The organism is Spiroplasma endosymbiont of Nomada rufipes (assembly GCF_964277355.1).
In the GTDB taxonomy this organism is placed as follows: Bacteria; Bacillota_I; Bacilli_A; order Mycoplasmatales; family VBWQ01; genus Spiroplasma_E.
On sequence record NZ_OZ195517.1, the window covers coordinates 342317 to 360031 of the forward strand.

General features: G+C 22.8%; 14 protein-coding genes. 9 read left to right on the forward strand and 5 right to left on the reverse strand.

All coding sequences use genetic code 4. The features are described from left to right. The first annotated feature begins 42 nt into the window (after window positions 1-42). Together ACICQF_RS01875 and thiI are read left to right on the forward strand one after the other, a co-directional pair. Complete coding sequence (locus ACICQF_RS01875) at window positions 43-1737, forward strand: hypothetical protein (RefSeq protein WP_395473481.1); 1695 nt, start codon at window positions 43-45, stop codon at window positions 1735-1737. A gap of 23 nt (window positions 1738-1760) precedes the next feature. Further along, the gene (gene thiI, locus ACICQF_RS01880) at window positions 1761-2933 is read left to right on the forward strand and encodes a tRNA uracil 4-sulfurtransferase ThiI (RefSeq protein ID WP_395473482.1); all 1173 of its coding nucleotides are present in this window, start codon (window positions 1761-1763) and stop codon (window positions 2931-2933) included. An 82-nt stretch (window positions 2934-3015) separates the two neighbouring features. Here the strand turns inward: thiI and ACICQF_RS01885 are convergent, their stop codons facing one another. After that, entirely contained in the window at window positions 3016-3966 is a 951-nt protein-coding gene (locus ACICQF_RS01885; RefSeq protein ID WP_395473483.1) for an IS30 family transposase, read from the reverse strand. 527 nt (window positions 3967-4493) lie between these two features. Between ACICQF_RS01885 and ACICQF_RS01890 the strand changes: the two genes are divergently transcribed. Next, window positions 4494-7562 (forward strand): DNA polymerase III subunit alpha, encoded by a 3069-nt coding sequence (locus tag ACICQF_RS01890; protein ID WP_395473484.1) that lies wholly within the window; start codon window positions 4494-4496, stop codon window positions 7560-7562. A 362-nt stretch (window positions 7563-7924) separates the two neighbouring features. On the opposite strand, the gene ACICQF_RS01895 is transcribed toward ACICQF_RS01890, so the two are convergent. After that, entirely contained in the window at window positions 7925-8737 is an 813-nt protein-coding gene (locus tag ACICQF_RS01895; RefSeq protein ID WP_395473485.1) for an IS30 family transposase, read from the reverse strand. Between the two features lie 40 nt (window positions 8738-8777). Here ACICQF_RS01895 and ACICQF_RS01900 point away from each other — a divergent pair, with 40 nt between their 5' ends. Both ACICQF_RS01900 and ACICQF_RS01905 read left to right on the forward strand, forming a co-directional pair. Next, complete coding sequence (locus ACICQF_RS01900; protein ID WP_395473486.1) at window positions 8778-8930, forward strand: hypothetical protein; 153 nt, start codon at window positions 8778-8780, stop codon at window positions 8928-8930. A gap of 132 nt (window positions 8931-9062) precedes the next feature. Continuing rightward, window positions 9063-10055: an OTU domain-containing protein gene (locus tag ACICQF_RS01905; RefSeq protein ID WP_395473487.1), complete on the forward strand. Its 993-nt coding sequence runs from the start codon at window positions 9063-9065 to the stop codon at window positions 10053-10055. A gap of 90 nt (window positions 10056-10145) precedes the next feature. On the opposite strand, the gene ACICQF_RS01910 is transcribed toward ACICQF_RS01905, so the two are convergent. Continuing rightward, the gene (locus tag ACICQF_RS01910) at window positions 10146-11621 is read right to left on the reverse strand and encodes a hypothetical protein (protein ID WP_395473488.1); all 1476 of its coding nucleotides are present in this window, start codon (window positions 11619-11621) and stop codon (window positions 10146-10148) included. A gap of 410 nt (window positions 11622-12031) precedes the next feature. On the opposite strand from ACICQF_RS01910, the gene ACICQF_RS01915 reads away from it, so the two are divergent. Beyond that, a complete protein-coding gene (locus ACICQF_RS01915; protein ID WP_395473489.1) occupies window positions 12032-12643 on the forward strand; it encodes a hypothetical protein in 612 nt (203 codons plus the stop codon). Between the two features lie 424 nt (window positions 12644-13067). Here ACICQF_RS01915 and udk read toward each other — a convergent pair whose 3' ends face one another. Both udk and ruvX read right to left on the reverse strand, forming a co-directional pair. Continuing rightward, entirely contained in the window at window positions 13068-13688 is a 621-nt protein-coding gene (gene udk / locus ACICQF_RS01920) for a uridine kinase (RefSeq protein WP_342267021.1), read from the reverse strand. A 16-nt stretch (window positions 13689-13704) separates the two neighbouring features. Further along, window positions 13705-14130 carry a Holliday junction resolvase RuvX gene (ruvX, locus tag ACICQF_RS01925; RefSeq protein WP_174481257.1) on the reverse strand — a complete coding sequence of 142 codons (426 nt, stop codon included), beginning with the start codon at window positions 14128-14130 and terminating at the stop codon, window positions 13705-13707. Window positions 14131-14285: 155 nt separating this feature from the next. Here ruvX and ACICQF_RS01930 point away from each other — a divergent pair, with 155 nt between their 5' ends. The 3 genes from ACICQF_RS01930 (at window position 14286) to rnc (ending at window position 17712) form a co-directional block, all read left to right on the forward strand. Then, the gene (locus tag ACICQF_RS01930) at window positions 14286-15236 is read left to right on the forward strand and encodes an IS30 family transposase (protein ID WP_395473490.1); all 951 of its coding nucleotides are present in this window, start codon (window positions 14286-14288) and stop codon (window positions 15234-15236) included. A 723-nt stretch (window positions 15237-15959) separates the two neighbouring features. Continuing rightward, window positions 15960-16988 carry a phosphate acyltransferase PlsX gene (gene plsX, locus ACICQF_RS01935; RefSeq protein WP_395473491.1) on the forward strand — a complete coding sequence of 343 codons (1029 nt, stop codon included), beginning with the start codon at window positions 15960-15962 and terminating at the stop codon, window positions 16986-16988. 28 nt (window positions 16989-17016) lie between these two features. Then, entirely contained in the window at window positions 17017-17712 is a 696-nt protein-coding gene (gene rnc, locus ACICQF_RS01940) for a ribonuclease III (protein WP_395473492.1), read from the forward strand. Window positions 17713-17715 lie beyond the last annotated feature (3 nt).

Sequence of the window (17715 nt, forward strand, 5' to 3'; positions counted from 1 at the left end):
TCTTTTAATATATTTAAAATATAAGGAAAGGAGAATAAAACTATGTTGATGTTAATAAAAATTTATAAATTAACTAGTGCACAAATTATTATAATAACTATTATTAGTTTATTAATTTTTACTATTATCGTTTTAACAAGTTTATTAGTAATTTTTAGTTCATATAAAAATAAACAATTTATGGTTTATAAAAATTTGCAATATATTCAAAATATTAATATTAAAGAAAGATTAAATCGTATTAATCAAATGGTACAAGCAAATGAACAATATAGTTCTATTTTAGGGATTTGAATTAGTCGTTATAATCTTTTTTTAAAAAAAGATTTAAATAATGTTTTTAAAAAATATATTCAAATTTTAAAATTACAAAATAATAAAGAATTATGAAAAAGATATAAATTAATGTATAGAATGCATAATAAAAGTAATAATTTAAAAAATCAATTGCAGTTATTAACAATTGAAATAGATTATTTTATTAGTATTGATCAATTATTACGAGAATATCAATTATTTTTTAAACAAAATTTTAATTATTTACAAGATCAAATGATCAAGATTAATTTACAAAATGATCTTAATCGAGAACAATTAGATGAAGTTATTAAAATAATTAATGATATGTTTAAAGAATTAGAAACAAATATTAATGCTATTAATGTTAGTCAAATTATTACTATTTTAAGTGAGATTGCGATTGCTGTTGTAACATTGGCAGAAATTTTAGATAATTTACCAACACTTCGTTATATTATAACATATGAAATTAAACAAAAAATGGCGGCCTTAAAAAATAAATATCAAATGATAAAAATAAATAATACTTTACTTTTACAATACGAACAATTAGTAGCAAACGTTGATGAAAAGTTAAGTTTTATTAATAAACAAATTAATAATTTACAATACAAAAAAGCTAAGGTTAAAACTCAAGAAATATTAAAATTAATTGCCACTTTTAGTAATAAAATTGATAAAGAACAAATATTTTATAATATTTTTAAACAAAATTATGAAAAATTTTTAGTTATGAGTTTTAATTTCAATGAAATATTTGAAACTATTAAAAATGAAATTGCTCTTTCAAATAAAATTAATTCTAAAATGATAGAAAATAGCAAAATAACTAACTTAGAAACTATTATTAATAAACAACTTGCTACTGTTAATGATTTTGATAATTTATTAATCATAGAACATCAAAAATCAATAAAAAATACTAGTTATGAAACATTAGTGATGTTATTAGCGGCGTTATTTGAAAATAGTATTGTTGTTTTTAATAGTTTAAAAGAGTATAATAAATTGTTGAATGAACAAAATAAAGCAAAAATTAAATTTAAAACTTATGTTGATAAAATCAATTCAATGATGTTACAAATTGATAATATTTTAAATAATATTAATTTTTATTATTTAAATGAAATTTATAAAGAAAAGTTTAGTGATTTACAATATTTAATAAATGATACTATTTTAAATTTTAAAAATGGAAATTATGATAATTCTTCTTTTAGTAAATTTAATGATTTACAAAATAAAATTTTTCATCTTTATACTGAATTAAAAATGGAAATTACTATTCATAAATTATCACATTTAACTCTTGTTTATGCTAATCGTCATCGTTCAATTAATCAGCAACTTAATAGTAAATTTAATGAAATTGAAAATAATATCACTAATAATCATAATCAAAAAGCATTAACATTATTATTGGAATTAATGGAATAAATTTTAAAAAAGAGGAAATTTAAATGGTACCAATTATTATTATTCGTTATGGTGAATTAACAACTAAAAGTAAAAATCGGATTGATTTTATTAAACAATTAAAAATAAATATTAAGTATGCTCTTAGTGATTATAAACAAATAAATATTATTCATTTTCATGATCGGATGGAACTAACTAATTTATCTCTTGACGTAATGAATGATGTTATTAATATTTTGGTGAAAATATTTGGTATTAGTTCATTATCACCTGCTTTTAGAATTGCTAAAAATATGGAAATATTATCAGAAAAAGTAATATCATTAATTTTAAGTCAAGATCTAACAAATTTTAAAACATTTAAACTTTTTGTTAGTCGTAGTGATAAGAGTTTTTCATTAAATTCAGAACAAATAGTTAAAATTATAGCTTCTATAATTTTAAAAAAAACAGATTTAAAAGTTAATGTTACTAATCCTGATTTAAAAATAAATATCAAAGTTAATAAGGATGATATTTATTTATTTGCAAATAAAATTATTGGTGCTGGTGGATTTCCAGTAGGTAGTTCAGGGAAAGTGTTATTATTATTGAGCGGTGGTATCGATTCCCCTGTAGCAGCATATAAATTAATGAAACGAGGATTACAAGTTCAATATTTACATTTTGCTACTCCACCTTTTACTTTACCAACAGCATTAAAAAAAGTAGAAACTTTAGTTCAAATTTTAGCACCTTATAATGCTGGTAGTAAAAATTTATATATTTGCAATTTTACTAACTTGCAAAATGAATTAAGTCATATTAAGAAAGAAAGTTATCGTATTACTTTAATGCGTAGAATGTTTATTAGAATTGCTAGTTTATTTGCAGAAAAATATAAAATTCAAGCATTAGCAACCGGTGAAGCGATTGGTCAGGTTGCTTCACAAACATTAGCAAGTATTAATGCTATTAATATTGTTAGCAATTTACCAATTTTGCGTAGTTTAATTGCCGAAGATAAAGTTGATATTATTAATCTTGCTAAAAAAATTGGTACTTATGAAACATCAATTTTACCATTCGCTGATTGTTGTTCATTATTTGTTCCCAAAAACCCTGTTACACAACCAAAGATTAAAGAATGTGAACTTTTAGAAAATGATTTAAAGCAAATAATTGATTGAGAACAAATTTTAATAAATAGTTTTAAAGATATTGAAAAAATATAAATAAATTTATTAATAATTTAATAGTTTTAATAAATTACAGTTTATTTACTTTAAATATGCTAAATTGTAAAGGTAAGTGCAACTAAATTATTTTTCTATCCAAATATTCGATTGGTGAAAGATAATTTAATATTTTTCTCGGTCTTTGATTTAAAGACAATATAAATTTATGAACTTCATTTTTATTAGTTTTTGAAAAAATAAATTTTTTAGGAAATTTTTCTCTAATTAAACCATTATTATTTTCATTAGTACCTCTTTGTCAAGGTGAATATGGATTGGCAAAATAAATTTTTACATCTAAATTTTTTTCAAGTTGTTGTCAATTTGAAAATTCTTTGCCACGATCAAAAGTAATAGTTTTAACAATGTTTTTAGGAAGAATTGATAAATAATAACTGACATTTTTATTAATAACTTTAGTAGTTCTGTTTTTAACTAATATTGCTAAAGTAAATCGTGATACTCTTTCAACTAAAGTTATTAAACATGATTTGCTTTTACCTCATGATGATACTATAGTATCTCCTTCTCAATGACCAAGTGTTATACGATCATTAACATTTATATCTCGTTCTTTAATTGATTTACCATTAAACTTGCCACGATTTTCTTTAGATTTTCGTTTTTTACCTTTTCTTCTTAAATTTTTACTAGTAACTTTATCAAGCATTCCAAAATAAATTCAAGTATAAATTGTTTTAAAACTAATAACTCACTCTTTATGAAAATTTTTAATTCTGCCATAAATTTGTTCAGGTGATCAACCTAATAGTAATTTTTGTTGTACATATTTTACTAAATTCTTATTTTTAAACTTATGAAAACTAATATGTGATTGTTTTCGATTTTCAGCTTTATTTTGTGCAATTAATGAAAAATAATGATTATTATCTTTATTTCTATTAATTTCTCGAATAATAGTACTAATACTTCGATTAAGATTTTTAGCTATTTCACTAATTTTAAATTTAAATTTCAATTGATTCTCAATATAAATCCTTTCATCTATGCCAAGATGTTTATAACTCATATAAAAACTCCTTACTTTTTTCTAAACTAAATTTAGCATTATGAAATTTTTATATGAGAATTTTTTGCAATTTTATTTACTTGCACTTACAAGTATAATTCAGCACTTGTAGATCACCGATTTTAGCAGATTTTATTAAATTAATATTTTGAATATCCATTTTTTTTCTCCTTATTTGATTCAAAATAACAAACTCACTTACTTTAAAATGAAGTAATAAGTTGAAAACTTGTATTAAGTTTATGCAGATTTTAACATATTATTGGTTTTAATATGTAAAAAAATATATTATAATTTTTCCCAAATTATTAATTATTAATTATTGAAAAAAATAATGTTTATTTTTTCTTTTTTAATATAAATTTTAGAAATAAAATTTATTTTTTTATTTTATTTCTAAAAAAGTTGATTTTAAGTGTTTTAAATAGTTTTGTATTAAAAACAATAACTTAAGAATAACCTAGCAAGATAAAATGATGTTAAAATTAACTTGTAATATAAGTCATTCAAGAATTGTAGGGGATAGTATGAAATATATAGTTAATTTAAATGTTCGTTCTAATTATTCATTTCTTTCATCAACTATTAAAATAAGTGATTATATTGAATTTGCTAAAAAAAATAATTTAAAAGTTCTATCTTTAGTAGATAAAAATATAATGTATGGTGCTTATGAATTTTGTAATTTATGTATAGAGAATGATATTAAACCATTAATTGGTTTAAATTGTGTTTGAGAAAGTGCTACTGATAAAGTTGAATTAACTATTATGGCAACTTCATATGCTGGTTATCAAAGATTAATAGAGCTTTCTACTATTATTAGTACTAATGATAATATTGTTACTACTAATGATGTAAAAAAATATCTTAATCAAACACGTGAAGTTTTAGTTATTATTCATGCTAATAATAAAAATATTAGATATATTAAAAATAATTATGATATTTTAAATTCAACAGGTCATGAATTAGTTTATTTTGGTTTAGTACCTAGTGATATGGATAATATTACTTTATTAAAATCGATTACATCTAATATTATTCCAATTGATTTGGTTTTATATTTAGATGAAAAACAACATCGTACTTATCAAATTTTACAAGCTATTAAAGAACAAAAAACATTAAAATCAGAAGATTTATCAAAAAGTAATGAGTTTTTATATAAAACTAAACAAGATTTAATGCAACATTATCCAAATGAAATTATTGAAAATATTGAAAAGGTTATTTGATTATGTAATTTAAAATTTCCTAAAAATAAGCCAAATAGTGCAGAATTAAGTTTACCAAAATTTACTTGCCCTAATCATCTTACTAGTAATTTATATTTGCAAGAATTATGTAAGCAGGGATTAGAAGCGCATTTTCAAAGTCGTGAAATTCCTGAAACATACGTTAAAAGAGTTTTATATGAATTACAAGTAATTAATGAAATGGGTTTTGCTGATTATTTTTTAATTGTTAATGATTATGTTAAATTTGCAAAAAGCAAGAATATAATGGTTGGACCAGGTAGAGGAAGTGTTGCTGGTAGTTTAGTGGCATATGTTTTAGGAATTACTGGTGTTGATCCTATTGCTTATAATTTAATTTTTGAAAGATTTTTAAATCCAGAACGAATATCATTACCAGACATTGATATCGATTTTGAAGATACAAGAAGAGATGAAGTTATTAATTATATTCATCAAAAATATGGCAAAGAACATGTTGCATATATTGTTACTTTTCAAACAATTGCTAGTAAAATGGCAATTCGTGATTTGGGAAGAGTTTTTCAAGTTAATATTGAAGATATTAATGAAATGACAAAATTAATACCAATTCAATATAATTTTGAAATAGATATGGCTATTAAACAATCACCAAAATTAGCATGATATGCAAATAAGTATCCTTTATTGTTTATTTTAACCAAAGAAATTCTTGGTTTTCCACGACAAACTAGTACTCATGCAGCAGGAATCGTTATTACAAGAGCACCGTTAGTTACTGCTATTCCATTACAATTAGGATTTCAAGGTATTTATCAAACGCAATTTCCAATGCAAACCCTAGAAACTCTTGGTTTGATAAAAATGGATATTTTAGGATTACGTAATTTAACTATTTTGCAAAATATTTTACAACAAGTAAGCAAACATTATTTTTTAAATTTAAAATTATCTCAAATTCCTTTAAATGATGAAAAAAGTTTTAACATTATTAAAAATGGTGATACAACCGGTATTTTTCAATTGGAATCTTCAGGAATGCGTCAAATTTTAATTAAAATGAAAGTTGATAACTTAGAAGATATTATTGCTAGTTCTTCTTTATTTCGTCCTGGACCACAAGAGTACATTCAAGATTATATTAATCGTAAATTAGGAAAACAAAAAGTTACGTATATTCATGAAGATTTAAAACCTTATTTAGCATCAACTTATGGCATTATTATTTATCAAGAACAAATATTATTAATTTTACAGAAAGTTGCTGGTTATTCATTAGGAAAAGCTGATTTAATTCGTCGTGCAATTAGTAAAAAAGATACTACAGTTATGAAAGAACAAGCAAACTCATTTATTAAAAGTGCTGTTAATAGAGGTTATTCACCAAGAGTTGTTAAGAAAATATGAGAAGATATTGAAAAATTTGCTGGTTATGGATTTAATCGATCTCATGCTGTCGCTTATTCATTAATTAGTTATTATTTAGTTTATTTAAAAGCAAATTATCCATTGGCATTTATGGTGTCGTTATTAAGTAGCGTTATTGGTAATGATCAAAAAATGTTACAATATTTGAATGAATGTCAAAAATATCAAATTAAAGTTTTACCACCATCAATTCAATTTTCTGACATTGATTTTTTAATTGATGGTGCTAAAAAAGCTATTCGTTATAGTTTACAAGCAATTAAGCAAATGAGTCAAGGTAGTTGTAGTAATCTTATTAAAGAACGTACTAGTAATGGATTTTTTCAAGATTTTTTTAACTTTTGTGCTCGAGCAATATTTATTGGTTTGAATCGTAAAAACATTGAACATTTAATTGCTGCTGGTGCTTTAGATGATATTCAATCAAATCGAACAATGTTATTATTAAACTTGGATGGTGCATTAGAATATGCCAATATGGTGCAGGTAAAAAATGAAACTAGTGGCGAATTATCATTAAATTTTAATTTAATTGCTAAACCAATTATGTTACAAAGAGAAGATGATTGAAATAATAATAGTATTAATGAACATCGTGCATTAGGACTTTATTTAAAATATAATCCTAAATTACTATGAAAAGAGCAATTAGATCCTCATAATAAAGCTATTGATTTAGCATATATTAATAATTATGTTGATCAACATGTTAGAGTATATGGAGTTATCAATAATATTAGAGTAATTAAAACTAAAACTAAAAAATTAATGGCTTTTTTTGAAATGCAAAATGATAGTAATGTTATTGAAGTAACGGTTTTTGAAAAGTTATATCAAATATATCAAGAATATTTACAAGTTAATAAAGTAATTTTAATGGAAGGAAAGGTAGAAATTTATAATGATAATATTCAGTTAGTTTTATCAAGAGTAATTAAAAATTTATAGTAAGCATATAATTTTATCTATGCTTACTATATTAAATAATAAATATAATCAATAGTTTTTAAATTTCTTACTTTAATTTCTAATAATAAATAAAAAATTAATGAACATAGTAATTATTAATAATTTCACAATTTTCAATAGCATCTCAAAAGTTATTATCTACTTTTTTTATTTTTAAATAAATATTTAAAAAGATTAGTGCTAAATTGTAAAGGTAAGTGCAACTAAATTATTTTTCTATCCAAATATTCGATTGGTGAAAGATAATTTAATATTTTTCTCGGTCTTTGATTTAAAGACAATATAAATTTATGAACTTCATTTTTATTAGTTTTTGAAAAAATAAATTTTTTAGGAAATTTTTATCTAATTAAACCATTAGTATTTTCATTAGTACCTCTTTGTCAAGGTGAATATGGATTGGCAAAATAAATTTTTACATCTAAATTTTTTTCAAGTTGTTGTCAATTTGAAAATTCTTTGCCACGATCAAAAGTAATAGTTTTAACAATGTTTTTAGGAAGAATTGATAAATAATAACTGACATTTTTATTAATAACTTTAGTAGTTCTGTTTTTAACTAATATTGCTAAAGAAAATCGTGATACTCTTTCAACTAAAGTTATTAAACATGATTTGCTTTTGCCTCTTGATGATACTATAGTATCTCCTTCTCAATGACCAAGTGTTATACGATCATTAACATTTATATCTCGTTCTTTAATTGATTTACCATTAAACTTGCCACGATTTTCTTTAGATTTTCGTTTTTTACCTTTTCTTCTTAAATTTTTACTAGTAACTTTATCAAGCATTCCAAAATAAATTCAAGTATAAATTGTTTTAAAACTAATAACTCATTGTTTATGAAAATTTTTAATTCTGCCATAAATTTGTTCAGGTGATCAACCTAATAGTAATTTTTGTTGTACATATTTTACTAAATTCTTATTTTTAAACTTATGAAAACTAATATGTGATTGTTTTCGATTTTCAGCTTTATTTTGTGCAATTAATGAAAAATAATGATTATTATCTTTATTTCTATTAATTTCTCGAATAATAGTACTAATACTTCGATTAAGATTTTTAGCTATTTCACTAATTTTAAATTTAAATTTCAATTGATTCTCAATATAAATCCTTTCATCTATGCCAAGATGTTTATAACTCATATAAAAACTCCTTACTTTTTTCTAAACTAAATTTAGCATTATGAAATTTTTATATGAGAATTTTTTGCAATTTTATTTAATTGCACTTACAAGTATAATTCAGCAAATAAAATTAAATTATGAAATATTTATATATAATATTTTAATAATGATTTGCTATTATTTTTTTGTTTTTTTGTTATATTATAAGTAGTAATATTTATTACCAATTTACGATGAATTGCAAAGCAACGAAGATTAAAACCCCAATATATTTATTCAAAATTTCAGTTTATTATTTTATTTTTAAAGTAACTGTTTTTCTTTTAAAGGAGCACACATCACCATGGCAATTAAAGATGTACAAAGAGATGGTAATTGTTTATTATGAGCAGTAATCGTTTCATATTTAGAACAAGTTAAAACTAATAAAAACCAATTTAAGACAAGATATAAATCACTTTTTGGTATAGAAGTCGGTTGAGAACGAATTTTTAATTTTGCTGATTTTAATTTTGCTGATAAAGAAAATGAAAAATTAGTTAAAGTCTTTCGTAATCGTATTTGTGATTATATTGAAACAAATTTAGATACAAAACGTCCAAATAATAAAGCTAATTTTAGATCAATGTTATTAGATAGTGAAATTAATAAAAAAAATAAAGAATTATATCCTAACAATAGTGAAGATACACAAATAAGAAAAAGTTTAGAACAAATGAGAAAAAATGGTGAAATAACAGGTTCTGTTGAAATTGAAGCAATTTGTAATATTTTAAATTGTGATATTATTAGAATTAATGAAGATTTTGATATTGCAAGTAGGGAAAGATTTGAACCAGATAATGTAATTGCTAATAATGATAATAATGAAGTGAAGTTATACTATCAAGCTCGACATTATCAATATTTTTCAAATGTTACTAATCAAACACCAGCAAAAAGGAATGAGGAAGAAACTACAAAAGTAGTAACACCTTCATTTGAAGTTAATTCAAGTAATAATAGTTTTCAAGAAAGTATTTCATTTCCAAGAGAGGAAAGTTCTGATTTTTTAATTAATGCTAGATTGAAACTTAAAAATCAGTTGTCTGATAAAGAAATTAATGAAGAAACACAAAATGCTATAATTGATATTTTTATTGAAGATATAATTAAAGTACCAGCACATCAAAAAAATGAAATATTAGAAAAATCTATTTTTGAATTAAATAATCAAGAACAATTATTTACAAATCCTAATCTTGTTTTTGAATCATTTATTAAACCAATAATTAATGGTTCAAAAACAGGAGATCAACAATTATTAAAAGAAAGTACTAATACAAATACTAATTAATTAGTGTTATCACTTTTGTATTTATTGATTTGTTATATTAATTAATAAAAAATAACCAAATATTTGGTTATTTTTAGTATATTTTTAAATTTATTTTACTTGGTATTTAATAGTTGCTGTAATTGAATATGAACTATCACGTATCAGTGAACTATCTTCTGTTTTATACATATTCATGGTTATACTATTAAAACTTATTGTTTTATTTTCATTATTAATTATAATTCTATTTTTTTTATAATATCTGTTAATACGTTGCTCTACTAAACCTAGTCTATAGTGTGATATTCTAATTTCTCTCATATAATTTTCTAATTTATAAAAAGTTGAACTTTTATTTGAATCTGTCGGTTCTTGATCTGTAACTCAAGGATCTATTTTAAATTTTGCTTCCATAGTTTTTTCAAGAAATGCAAAATATTCCTTGTATGCTTCAACATATTCCTTACCATATCTTTCTTTATCATTAGCAACTTTAATTTTTTTAATAATTTTTTCTAATCTTTCTTCTTCAGTATCAACTTTTGTAATTATAATATTTACTTTTCCTGTATATTTACTGTCGGCTTTAGCATGTAATTCTGCTGAACCAGCAGTTCCTTCAGATGCTGCTTTGAAGTTTTTAATTTCAACATCATTGGCAGTTACATCTTTGTTTTGTTTAATGATTTCATCAAGAACTGTTTTTTCAGTATTAAAGTCATTACCGTCAACTGTTTTGTTAGTAATTTTACTGTCTAAAGCGATTTTGTCTTTTGCAGTAATTGTAATGTTTACTTTTCCTGTATATTTACTGTCGGCTTTAGCATGTAATTCTGCTGAACCAGCAGTTCCTTCAGATGCTGCTTTGAAGTTTTTAATTTCAACATCATTGGCAGTTACATCTTTGTTTTGTTTAATGATTTCATCAAGAACTGTTTTTTCAGTATTAAAGTCATTACCGTCAACTGTTTTGTTAGTAATTTTACTGTCTAAAGCGATTTTGTCTTTTGCAGTAATTGTAATGTTTACTTTTCCTGTATATTTACTGTCAGCTTTAGCATGTAGTTCTGCTGAACCAGCAGTTCCTTCAGATGCTGTTTTGAAGTTTTTAATTTCAACGTCATTGGCAGTTACATCTTTATTTTGTTTAATGATTTCATCAAGAACTGCTTTTTCAGTATTAAATTTGTTACCGTCAACTTCTTTGTTAGTAATTTTACTGTCTAAAGCGATTTTGTCTTTTGCAGTAATTGTAATGTTTACTTTTCCTGTATATTTACTGTCAGCTTTAGCATGTAGTTCTGCTGAACCATTTTTAATTTCTGATGCAGTAATAAAGTTTTTAATTTCAACATGTTCAGATGTTATTTCTTCATTTAAACGAATAATTTCATTAAGAACTGTTTCTTCGGTATTAAATTTGTTACCGTCAACTTCTAACTTAGTAATGATAGAACTTAATTCTTTTTTTGCTTCTGATTTTGTGCTTTTTGTAGCGACAACAGCTATTGTTGTTGCTGCTGCAACGACAACTAATATACCAGTTGCAATTAATATTTTTTTATAATTTAGTTTTCTTTTCATATTTAACCACTCCAACGTGTTATTTTATCATTTTTGCTAACTTAATGTCAAATCACAACAATTGATTGAAGAAATATTGATGACTATTATTGATTATTTGTATTTGTATTTTTATTAAAATTTGACTTATAGAAAATAAATAAATATAATTATTTTTATAAAATTTATAGAATTTTTTGACTGATACTTTAATTTTTAAAGTAAACAAGGTTTAACTCAAATAATGTGAAATATAAAAATATAATGGATAATAAAAAATAAAAAACTACTAATTATTTTTCTTTTATAGTAAGTTCTAGTAAGCATGTGATATCGTTTATCGATTTTAGTTACTAGAATTATTGATATGTAGTTAAAAGAAGAAATAATAAAAATAACTATTTTAAAAAAAGAATGAAGAGGACAATATAATGAAAAAAATATATGATAATTATCAAGATACTAACTTTAATTATAAAAATATAATATCAACAAAAAATGTAAAACAAACACAGGATGACAATGGTAATTTGTATTATACAACTTTTGATAGTTCTGATCTTCATATACCTGGACAAAAAATTTGAAAATATAATATAAGTACCAGAGATAATGAAATTTATTGAGAAAATAAAGAATTCAAAGTAGTTTCTTTTCACATGATAATCGATATTAAAGGTAATATTTATTTAACTTCTGCTGGTGGAGTAATAATTCTTAATAATAAAAATAAATTTAAAACTATGCCATTAGTTTCGGGTATGGTAACTGATATTACTTATTTAAAAAATAATATTTATGTAACAACTTTTGATGGTTTTTATAAATATAATATTAATACTGAAATTGCTGAAAAAATAAATTTACCAAACAATCTAATGGTTAATTCTATATTTATTGATAAAAACGAAAACATTTATCTTGCTATTTATAAATCTATAAATAAACCTATAAGTTATAGTGTGTTAATTATAAAAAAAGGTCAATCTGAAGCCAAACCAATAATTGGAGATGATTTTTTAACATTAACGATACAGTATTAATAACAGAAATAAATAGTAAAATATATTTTTATAGTTTAAATTTAGCAAGTAAAAAAGCAAAATTATATTATAGTGATTTAGATAGTAATAAAGTAAATTATGTATTAGATTTATCAATTAATGTTCAAACATTATTTAATTTAAATAATGAACTTGGTTTAGTAACACATTAAAATGGAAATACAGTAATTGAAGTTTTAAATATTGATAGTATAGAAAAAAAATATGAAATAAAAAATAGTGTTTATGAGCAAATAATGCAAATACAGAAATTTAATATTTTATCTCTTTTAAATGAAAATAAAATTGATTATTTAAGTTGATAATCTTCTTGTTAACTTAAAAAACAATAAAAAACAATTTAAAAATGCATCTTTAAGATTCATTTTATTGTTATTTTAAAAATTAAAGCTTAAAGCAATTATTAAATAATTGCTTTAATTTTAGTAGCAATAATATCAATAGCTACAGTATTATGAAAATCAAAAGGAATAATAATATCAGCATAACGTTTAGTTGGTTCAACAAAAGCATCATGCATAGGTTTAACAGTTAATGCATATTGTTGTAAAACACTGTCAAGAGTACGATTTCTAAAACTAACATCTCGTTTAATTCTTCTTAGTAGTCTAGTATCACTATCAGTATCAACAAAAATTTTGATAGTAGATAATTCACGAATAATAGGATTTTCTAAAGCAAAAATACCATCCAGAATGATAACATCACCCGGACCAATAATCTCAGTGTTTTTACTGCGACTATTGATTTTAAAATCATAAATAGGCTCTTCAATAGCATTGCCAAGTAATAATTGTTCTAAATCATGAATTAATAATTTCATATCAATAGCATTAGGATGATCAAAATTAGTTTTTTTTCTTTCTTCAACTTTTAAGTTACTAAGATCATGATAATAATTATCCATTTGTACAAAAATGACATTTTTTTTATTACAAGCTTCAGCAATTTTTTCTGCTACTGTTGTTTTTCCTGAAGCACTGCCGCCAGCGATAGCGATTAAATTAATTTTTTTATATTTCACATTTATCTCCTAAAATTTAAGATTGAGTTATTTTATCAAAGTATGATTGTAAAATAATAGCAGCAGCCAATTGATCTTTAACTTGTTTTCTTTTATTTGAAGAAACATTAGATTTAATTAATATTTGCTGCGAAGAATAGGTAGTTCTTCTTTCATCTTGTAAAACAATATTTAGTTTATCATTATTTTGTGTTAATTTAAATTTATCAATAAAATTTAAAACAATTTTTGCGCTGGGGCCGACTGTGCTATCCATGTTTAAAGGGTAACCAAAAACAAGAATATCAGCATCATATTCTTTAATAGCATTTTGGAGTTGGATAATAGCATTATTAAAATCATGCTCTGGGAAACGAATAGTTTTTCAAGAAAAAGCAATTTTTCCTTCACCACGAGCAAGCCCTAATGTTTTACTACCTAAATCAATGCCTAAATATTTCATAAATTTATTATACTTAATATTTTTTTTAATTTTAATAATATATTAATTTTAGCTGAATTATACTTGTAAGTGCAAGTAAATAAAATTGCAAAAAATTCTCATATAAAAATTTCATAATGCTAAATTTAGTTTAGAAAAAAGTAAGGAGTTTTTATATGAGTTATAAACATCTTGGCATAGATGAAAGAATTTATATTGAGAATCAATTGAAATTTAAATTTAAAATTAGTGAAATAGCTAAAAATCTTAATCGAAGTATTAGTACTATTATTCGAGAAATTAATAGAAATAAAGATAATAATCATTATTTTTCATTAATTGCACAAAATAAAGCTGAAAATCGAAAACAATCACATATTAGTTTTCATAAGTTTAAAAATAAGAATTTAGTAAAATATGTACAACAAAAATTACTATTAGGTTGATCACCTGAACAAATTTATGGCAGAATTAAAAATTTTCATAAACAATGAGTTATTAGTTTTAAAACAATTTATACTTGAATTTATTTTGGAATGCTTGATAAAGTTACTAGTAAAAATTTAAGAAGAAAAGGTAAAAAACGAAAATCTAAAGAAAATCGTGGCAAGTTTAATGGTAAATCAATTAAAGAACGAGATATAAATGTTAATGATCGTATAACACTTGGTCATTGAGAAGGAGATACTATAGTATCATCACTAGGTAAAAGCAAATCATGTTTAATAACTTTAGTTGAAAGAGTATCACGATTTACTTTAGCAATATTAGTTAAAAACAGAACTACTAAAGTTATTAATAAAAATGTCATTTATTATTTATCAATTCTTCCTAAAAACATTGTTAAAACTAGTACTTTTGATCGTGGCAAAGAATTTTCAAATTGACAACAACTTGAAAAAAATTTAGATGTAAAAATTTATTTTGCCAATCCATATTCACCTTGACAAAGAGGTACTAATGAAAATACTAATGGTTTAATCAGAAAAAAATTTCCTAAAAAATTTATTTTTTCAAAAACTAATAAAAATGAAGTTCATAAATTTATATTGTCTTTAAATAAAAGACCGAGAAAAATACTAAATTATCTTTCACCAATCGAATATTTGGATAGAAAAATAATTTAGTTGCACTTACCTTTACAATTTAGCATTTTAAAAAGGATCATATTACAAGATCCTCAAAAGCAGTAGTATTAATTTTTTTGAATTAGTTTTACTATAACAATTTATAAGTATTTTAAAATCATATCCAAAAAATTACTGTTTATAAGTAAAGTTTTTAGTTGTGTTATTAATTTTTTCCCAATACCTTCTTAGATATATAATAAGAAGTAACTAAATTCTAAAGTTTTTAAAATAAAATACAATAAAAATTATTTTTAATTAACTTTATTTTTATTTTTATGAATAATAATCAAATTAATAGTGTTTATTTTATAAATAAAAATAAACACTATTAAATGTTTTAATATTTTTTTTAATTCTTTGATTATTTTTGATTTTAGTAAAATTATGATAAGATATTTTTATATTTATATTAGTTTTTTTGCTTTTAAAGTTTTTTTTAATAAAATAAATAAAAGGTTTTTGGTCTTTAAAAAAAACTGGTGTAAATAAAAACAATTATTTAGAAAATCAATATCAAAATAATTAGAGATAAATTGTTTTTTAACTTTTTACTAGCAAATCATGAAATATTCATATTTAAAAATAAATAAATAAATGCAGTATTAGTTGGATTGTTAATCTTAAGGAATTAAAAAAATTAACGTATAATTAAACTATCAATAATTATAATATAATATTATTTAAGGTTTCTTAAATTATTTTTTATTTTTAGGAGGAACTATGAAAATTGCTTTTGATGTAATGGGTTCAGACCATGGTAGTTTGCCCGCTATTGCTGCAGCGTTAGAAGTTATTAAAGAATTCAAAAACGTTGAAATTTGTTTAGTTGGTGATGAAAAACAAATTAATGGAAACTTGCAGATTTTATTAAAAAATAAGCCATTATCATCAAGAATAACAATACTAGCAACAACCCAAGTAATAACTATGAATGATGGTCCACTCGTTGGTATTAGAATGACTGATTCTTCTATGAATCAAGCTATTCAGTTAGTTAAAAATAAAAAAGCAGATGGGATTCTAACTTCGGCTTCAACTGCTGCCTATCTTGGTGCTTGTCATTTTTTATTAGGCGAAATCAAAGGCATTAAACGTCCGGCATTCATGCCAATTATGCCTACTTTAATAAAAGATCGACAAGTAGTATTATTGGATGTTGGAGCAAATATTGAAAACACTGTTGATGAATTAATTAATTTTGCATTAATGGGTCATATTTATTGTCAAACTATTCAAAATATTTCACGTCCTAAAATTGGTTTACTAAATATTGGTATTGAAGAAAGCAAAGGTCCAGAAGTAACTAAAGCAACATATGCTAAACTAAAACAATTAACACAAAAAAATGAAAAGTTAAGTTTTTTAAATTTTCACGGTAATATTGAACCACGAAATGTTTTAAGTGGTGATGTTGATATTATTATTTGTGATGGTTATTCAGGTAATATTGTTTTAAAATCAGTTGAAGGCATGGCATCATTATTATTTACATTAATTAAAAATGGTTATAAAAAAAATTTATGAACTAAATTTTTAGGTTTAATGTCAATTGGTATTTTTAAAAATATTAAAAAGACTTTTGATTATAAGAATACAGGTGGTGCTCAATTAATAGGTATTAATGGCATTGCTTTTAAAGCACATGGATCTAGTGATAAAAAATCTTATTATAGTACTTTAAAACTTTTAATTCGTGCTATTGAGCAAGATGTTACTAATAAAATAGCTAAACAAATTCAAGAATTATAATTTATAAATAAGTATTAAGGAGAAAAATATGATTAATATTGAACATATTTTAAAATCGAGTATTTTAGAAAAAATTAAATCTAATCGTAATTATCGTGAAGCGTTTACTCATCGTTCTTTTTCAAACGAACATAATTTAGATTATTCATATGAGCGATTAGAATTTTTGGGTGATTCGATTTTAGGGGAAAATATTTCAACTTACATTTGACACTTATTTCCAAATAAAGATGAGGGACAATTAACAAGTTTACGTAGTAAAGCAGTTAGACAAGAAACATTGGCAGCAGTGGCAATTGCTTTAGGATTACAAGATTATTTATTTTTGGGAAATGGTGAAAAAAATACAGGTGGGCAACAACGAGAAAGCATTTTATCAGATGTTTTTGAATCATTTCTTGCTGCAGTATATCTTGATTTAGGAAATAGTGCAGTGAAAAAAATCTTAGACTTAACCTTATTTGAATTGATTAAAACTAATCAGTTAGAAACAATTATTGATTATAAAACTAAATTACAAGAATTAGTACAGGCAGAAAAAAGAGATCCTATTAATTATAAAACTATGGAACAAATTAAAAAAGATAATATTACTTATTTTATTGTTCATGTGTATTTAGATAATAAAATACTAATGGGAAAAGGAGTAGGAACAAATAAAAAGAAAGCTGAGCAAGAAGCAGCAAAGTCAGCTTTAGCAAAACTGTCAAATCTAATTTATTAATAA